The sequence below is a fragment of the Blautia segnis genome, from assembly GCF_014287535.1.
In the GTDB taxonomy this organism is placed as follows: Bacteria; Bacillota; Clostridia; order Lachnospirales; family Lachnospiraceae; genus Blautia_A; species Blautia_A acetigignens.
The window spans coordinates 22631-29087 of record NZ_JACOOT010000011.1; the positions used below are offsets into that span (position 1 = coordinate 22631).

Below are 6457 nucleotides of genomic sequence, written 5' to 3' on the forward strand. Positions count from 1 at the left end.
TATGGAATGACTTGAGTTTGGTATGTAGTATTTTGGCCAGCGCCGCAGCTGCCGATGAGAGATCTCGTGGGAAAACGTCAGATTTGCAAAGCAGACATGGAAAAAGCGCAGCTTTGGCAGGAATTTGACGAACGAATTATGTTTCCCATAAATGTACATAGAGGTATAATGTTCTTAAAGCTTATCTGTGAAGGAGGACATTATGCTGGAAAAAATCATGGACTTGCATATATTGCTCTACAGTATGGCAGCCATTGGGGCTGTGGGAGCAATTGGAATGCTGGCAACAAACCTCACCTACAGAAGAATGTTAAAAAGTACTGGAAGCAGGAAAGCAGGAAGTAAAAATGGGGGCATCACAGGCAAGGTGAATCTGAAAGAGAAATGGCTAAACCTTTGGAAAACCAGGGACAGGCTTTTGCATAGGATGAACCGTCTGGTGTGGTATCCGGCGCTTATATCCATAGCGCTTCTTGGACTTGCCGTTTATTTTTCCACAGTTCTGAAGCTGGAGGAGGGATTGCCCCTTACGTATCTGTATGTGGGAGCCACGCTTCCGGTGGCGCTTTTGCTTTTGCGCCAGGCACTGGACTTTTCCTACAAAGAAGAACTGGTGATAAACACCCTTGCAGATTATGTGGAGCAGATGCGCACCTGGGCAGAGGAAATTCCGGCAGGAAAGAAGACAGATCCGGTTCTCCAGGAAGAGGTGATCGACCGGATCACAAGCAGCATTAAACAGACTGCCGCATCTGGCAGCCATTTCAGCAAAATGCTTACACCTGAGGAAGAGAAGATCATGAGAGAAATCATTCGGGAATTTATGGCATAGCAATCAGCAAAGGCGCAGGAGTTACATTCCTGCGCCTTTTTAAGAGGTTAGATTCAAAGATTGTTCCGTTACAAATTGGTTTAGATATCGGAACGATTGCAGTATTATATGATCAAAACAAAAGAAAGCGAGGACAATGAGATGAAAATTGTAATTCTGGAAGCAGACAGCTTGGGCGAGGATATGGTATTCACTCCATTTGAAGCTCTTGGAGAAGTGGTAATTTACCGCACAACAACCGCAGATGAGATGGAAGCGAAGACTCTGGATGCAGATGTGATCGTAGCCAATAAGGTGCCAATCTGTGAGGAGACCATCGGGAAAGCGAAGAACCTGAAGCTGGTGTGCCTGACTGCCACTGGTTTTAACAACCTTGACGGTGACTATCTGAAAAAAAGAGGAATCGCCGCATACAATGTTGCAGGCTACTCCACAAACGGAGTTGCGCAGCACACCTTTGCCCTGTTTTTCTATGTGCTGGAGAAACTGAATTATTATGACAATTATGTAAAATCCGGCGAGTACTCCAGAGGAAGCTGCTTCTCTCATTTTGCCCAGAATTTCTTTGAACTGGATGGAAAAACATGGGGAATCATTGGCCTTGGAGCCATCGGCAGGAAGGTGGCGCAGATTGCGGAAGCCTTCGGATGCCATATTCTGTGCTATTCCGCATCCGGAAGCAAATACAATACCACCTATGAGCAGGTAGGCCTGGACGAGCTTCTTTCCCGGTCTGATATTGTGTCTGTACATGCACCACTGAATGCTTATACAGAGAATCTGATGACCCTGGAAAATTTCCGCAAGATGAAGAAGACCGCCATTTTTCTGAACCTGGCAAGAGGTGCAATCGTCAATGAGGCAGATCTGTATACCGCTCTTACAGAAGGTTCCATTGGGGCAGCAGGCCTGGATGTGCTTTGCAAAGAGCCCATGGACCCGGAGAATCCTCTTCTGAAAATCCAGGACAGCAACAAGCTGATCATCACCCCTCACATTGCCTGGGCAGCCAAAGAAACCCGCTTCCGCGTAGTAGATGAGGTAGTTAAAAACATTCAGCGCTTCCAGAATGGGGATGCAACAAACCGGGTTTATTAAGAGAAAAATACACATGCAGCGATTCCTTCTTGAAGAGAGTGAAAGGGACAGTTATAATGGGGGAAAAGATGTGAGAAGTTTTGGTTACTGGTCACGAGATGAACAGTAACCGATTTTAAGCTGGAATCAGGGAGGCTACATGGCGAAGAAATACTATGCAGTGAGAAAAGGAAGAAAAACAGGAGTGTTTGCAACCTGGGCAGAGTGCCAGAAGCAGGTGACCGGATTTTCCGGGGCGGAGTTTAAGAGTTTCGGGACTATGGAGGAAGCGAAGGCCTTTGTCGGCGGTGAGAGTGCGCAGGCAGCGCCCGGGAATAAAGGTGATGCAGCAGGTGGTGGGGCGTCAGATGTGATAAGTGCAGCTGGAAGACAAGGAGACGCAGCAGTTGGCAGTGGAGCGTTTGGAACGAAATATGCAGTCAGAAGCAATGCGTCTGCTAATTGCGGTGTTGCAGCTGGCAATAGAATGCCCAGCCAAAATTCATCAGGGGGTGTGATAGCTTACGTAGACGGAAGCTACCGCTCAGACACTGGTGAGTTTTCCTACGGAATGGTGATCCTCCAGGACGGGGAAGAGCATACCTTCTGTCAAAAAATGACAGACAAAGAACTGGCACTGATGCACAACGTGGCAGGAGAAATCAAAGGCTCCGAAGCCGCTATGCAGTATGCTATGGATCACAATATTCCCGAAATTACCATCTATCACGATTACGAGGGCATTGCCAAATGGTGCACCGGCGCTTGGAAAGCCAACAAATCTGGCACCCAGATCTACCAGGCATTCTACCAGGCTGCCTCTAAGAAAGTAAAAATTCACTTCGTAAAGGTAAAAGGCCATTCCAACGACAAATACAACGACATGGCCGATCAGCTTGCAAAATCAGCACTGGGGATATAGAGATGAAATTTAAAACACGTTGGCTGTGGGTAGAGGTATTGATAATAGCTGGATGGTGGGCAGTTACTGTTTGGCTATTTGTTCATGGGGCAGAGGACTCAGGGTATATTTTTCTGGGAAGTGTGTACGCTCCGTTTTCTGCTTTTTTAACGGTTGGGGTAATCGGTGAATTTAGAGTTATTTATTTAACTCCAGAAGGATGTACGGTTGTATTATTTTGGATGAAAAAAGAATACAAATGGGGAGAAGTACGGCTGGCTTATGATTGCTTTCGTGGAAGGAGAGAAGCCTCTCATATATTAGCTTTTTCTACTAGAACTGTAAACTGGAGAGGAAAGCAGCTTACGAACAAGATGCTTAGTGAGATACCATATGAAATTCATTATTTACAAGATTTTCACATTACTTGGAAAAACAAGGAAGAGCGAAGCAGAATACTTACGCAGTTAGAGCAATGGGGCGTAAAGGTTGAAAAAAGTGATCGAGTGAAACGAGAAGAACTGATAGACGCCAAAACCGAAGCCCGCAACGAACGCTGCCGCCTCTACGAAGAAAGAAAACGCCAGGCAAAAAACAAAAAGAATTCAAACTCATAACCAAAGGGGGATTACAGACCATACATCTGTAATCCCCCTGCCGCATCTAATCCTCCTCAATCACCTGAATTTCCAGATAATCGAAGTCAATTTGCTCAATGAAGTTATCCTGATAAAACCGTGTCTTGCTGTGCTTTTTGAAATCCCGGACAGTGGTTTCAAGCCAGATAGGATTGCCAAGATCCAGTTCATAACAAATCTGTTCCAGGCAGTAAAAAACCTTATGTGTCCTGGTTTCCTGGCGGTCATCACAGATTACAGTGTCTTTTAACATATGGTTGTCTTTCCAGATCCTTCCCCACAGGCGGAACATATAGAACACCTCCTATTGTTTTGCAATTAATAGTTATTACCATAACATTGATTTACACAAGTTGCAACCGGAAAGTAAGAACTGCAGAAATACTTTTTAGCGTACTAAAGTGTTTGTGCTTGATTCTTGGTGAGAAATCTACTATAATTACGGTAATATTCGTCATCTATCAATCATATTCACATTAGGAGGAGCTTTATTATGAAATTATATGATACAGGCGTGTATCTTAATAATGGACAGGAAATTATTCCTGCAGCCAAGGCACAGCTTCCGGTTTCCCAGGAAGAAGCAGCCAGAAATACCATTGCGTATTCCATTTTAAGTGCCCACAATACCTCAGGTAATATGGACAAGCTTCAGATTAAATTTGACAAGCTGACATCTCATGATATTACCTTTGTAGGAATTATCCAGACTGCACGGGCTTCCGGACTGGATCGTTTCCCGGTTCCTTACGTTCTCACCAACTGTCATAACTCTCTTTGCGCAGTAGGTGGAACTATTAATGAAGATGACCATATGTTTGGTCTTACCTGTGCGAAGAAATACGGCGGTGTCTATGTTCCGCCTCATCAGGCCGTTATTCATCAGTTTGCCCGTGAAATGCTCGCTGAGTGCGGTAAGATGATTCTTGGCTCAGACAGTCATACCCGTTATGGTGCACTGGGAACCATGGCCATGGGCGAGGGCGGACCGGAGCTTGTAAAGCAGCTTCTTTCCCAGACCTATGATATCAACATGCCAGGTGTTGTGGCCATTTATCTGAAAGGCACACCACGCCCAGGTGTTGGACCGCAGGACGTTGCGCTTGCTATTATCGGCAAGGTTTTTGGAAATGGCTATGTGAAGAATAAAGTTATGGAGTTCGTAGGACCTGGTGTTGCAAGCTTAAGCGCAGATTTCCGTATCGGTGTGGATGTTATGACCACAGAGACTACCTGTCTTTCCTCTATCTGGCAGACTGATGAGAAGATTCAGGAATTCTACGAGATCCACGGCAGAGCAGAAGGCTATAAGGAGTTGAAGCCAGGCAATGTTGCATATTATGATGGCTGCGTGGAAATCGACCTTAGTGAGATCAAGCCAATGATCGCAATGCCGTTCCATCCAAGCAATACATATACAATTGATGAACTGAATGCAAATCTGGACGATATTCTCGCAGATGTTGAGAAGAAGGCACAGATCAGTCTGGACGGTAAGGTTCCGTTTACATTGAGAAATAAAGTAATCGACGGCAAGCTCTATGTAGATCAGGGAATCATCGCAGGATGCGCAGGCGGCGGATTTGAGAATATTTGTGCAGCAGCTGATATTCTCCGTGGCACCAGCATCGGTGCAGATGCATTCACCCTAAGCGTTTATCCGGCAAGCACACCGATTTATATGGAACTGGCTAAAAACGGTGTTCTGGCAGACCTTCTTGAGACAGGTGCAGTTGTAAAAACTGCATTCTGCGGACCTTGCTTTGGCGCTGGTGATACTCCTGCAAATAATGCATTCAGTATCCGTCATACTACAAGAAACTTCCCGAACCGTGAAGGCTCCAAAATCCAGAACGGTCAGATTTCTTCCGTTGCACTTATGGATGCACGTTCCATTGCAGCCACTGCAGCGAACAAGGGCTTTTTGACCTCTGCAGAGAACTTCACAGGCGAATACAGAGGACAGAAGTATTTCTTTGATAAGAATATTTATGCAAACCGCGTATTTGACAGCAAGGGTGTGGCTGATCCGTCTGTTGAGATTCAGTTTGGACCGAACATCAAGGATTGGCCAAAGATGCCTGCACTTGCAGAGAATCTGGTGCTGAAGGTTGTATCCGAGATTCATGATCCGGTAACTACCACAGATGAGCTGATTCCTTCCGGTGAGACATCCTCCTATCGTTCCAATCCTCTGGGACTTGCCGAGTTCACTCTTTCCAGAAAAGACCCGGCTTATGTAGGACGTGCCAAAGAGGTACAGAAAGCAGAGCATGCTATAGAGAATGGAGAATGTCCGTTGGATGTACTGCCAGAGCTGAAATCGGTTATGGAAACCGTACACAAAGAGTATCCGGAAGTAGGCAAAGGTAACCTTGGCGTTGGAAGCACGATCTTTGCCGTGAAGCCAGGAGATGGCTCCGCCCGTGAGCAGGCTGCTTCCTGCCAGAAGGTACTTGGCGGCTGGGCAAACATTGCCAATGAGTATGCAACCAAGCGTTACCGTTCCAACCTGATCAACTGGGGCATGCTTCCATTCCTTATTCCGGCAGGCGACCTTCCGTTTGCAAACGGCGACTACCTGTTCTTCCCGGGAGTCCGCAAGGCCGTTGAGGAGAAAGCAGACAGCATTACCGGATATACCGTAAAAGAGGACAAGATGGTTCCGTTTACCGTAACACTTGGCGAGCTGACAGATGATGAGAGAGAAATCATCCTCAAAGGCTGTCTGATCAATTACAACAGAAAATAAAACGCAGGGAAGGAACCCTTATTTAGGTTCCTTTCTGGTCCATGGGCAGTTCTGTTACAGCAGTGACAGAGCTGCCCTTTTTGCCCCCTTTTGCAGTTACATGCTTTTTATAAATATTCAGAATAATTATAAATATTAAAACAAATAACAGATATAAAAACGACTATAAAAAATAAAACAGAATTAATTTAAAAATATTTAAAAAAGTGTTGACAAATATGGAAAGCCATGGTAATATCTGTCTCTTATACACATCT

General features: G+C 45.4%; 6 protein-coding genes. 5 read left to right on the forward strand and 1 reads right to left on the reverse strand.

Annotated features, from left to right (window positions below):
- Positions 1-202: 202 nt before the first annotated feature.
- From H8S54_RS05200 to H8S54_RS05215, 4 genes are all read left to right on the forward strand, one after another.
- Positions 203-832 (forward strand): hypothetical protein, encoded by a 630-nt coding sequence (locus H8S54_RS05200; protein ID WP_021926553.1) that lies wholly within the window; start codon positions 203-205, stop codon positions 830-832.
- A 141-nt stretch (positions 833-973) separates the two neighbouring features.
- Positions 974-1930, forward strand: coding sequence for a D-2-hydroxyacid dehydrogenase (locus tag H8S54_RS05205; protein WP_186901057.1), 957 nt, complete (start codon positions 974-976; stop codon positions 1928-1930).
- Between the two features lie 139 nt (positions 1931-2069).
- Positions 2070-2831 (forward strand): ribonuclease H1 domain-containing protein, encoded by a 762-nt coding sequence (locus tag H8S54_RS05210; RefSeq protein ID WP_186901053.1) that lies wholly within the window; start codon positions 2070-2072, stop codon positions 2829-2831.
- Between the two features lie 2 nt (positions 2832-2833).
- Positions 2834-3427 carry a hypothetical protein gene (locus tag H8S54_RS05215; protein ID WP_186901054.1) on the forward strand — a complete coding sequence of 198 codons (594 nt, stop codon included), beginning with the start codon at positions 2834-2836 and terminating at the stop codon, positions 3425-3427.
- 46 nt (positions 3428-3473) lie between these two features.
- On the opposite strand, the gene H8S54_RS05220 is transcribed toward H8S54_RS05215, so the two are convergent.
- Entirely contained in the window at positions 3474-3740 is a 267-nt protein-coding gene (locus H8S54_RS05220; protein WP_186901055.1) for a hypothetical protein, read from the reverse strand.
- A gap of 201 nt (positions 3741-3941) precedes the next feature.
- Between H8S54_RS05220 and H8S54_RS05225 the strand changes: the two genes are divergently transcribed.
- The gene (locus H8S54_RS05225) at positions 3942-6200 is read left to right on the forward strand and encodes a hydratase (RefSeq protein WP_186901056.1); all 2259 of its coding nucleotides are present in this window, start codon (positions 3942-3944) and stop codon (positions 6198-6200) included.
- The last annotated feature ends 257 nt before the right edge of the window (positions 6201-6457 follow it).

What these genes read in the sequence shown, in the direction of transcription:
- H8S54_RS05210 (WP_186901053.1), top strand. Translation starts at nt 2,070, where the DNA reads ATGGCGAAGAAATACTATGCAGTGAGAAAAGGAAGAAAAACAGGAGTG.
- H8S54_RS05225 (WP_186901056.1), top strand. Translation starts at nt 3,942, where the DNA reads ATGAAATTATATGATACAGGCGTGTATCTTAATAATGGACAGGAAATT.
- H8S54_RS05200 (WP_021926553.1), top strand. Translation starts at nt 203, where the DNA reads ATGCTGGAAAAAATCATGGACTTGCATATATTGCTCTACAGTATGGCA.
- H8S54_RS05205 (WP_186901057.1), top strand. Translation starts at nt 974, where the DNA reads ATGAAAATTGTAATTCTGGAAGCAGACAGCTTGGGCGAGGATATGGTA.
- H8S54_RS05220 (WP_186901055.1), bottom strand. Translation starts at nt 3,740, where the DNA reads ATGTTCCGCCTGTGGGGAAGGATCTGGAAAGACAACCATATGTTAAAA.
- H8S54_RS05215 (WP_186901054.1), top strand. Translation starts at nt 2,834, where the DNA reads ATGAAATTTAAAACACGTTGGCTGTGGGTAGAGGTATTGATAATAGCT.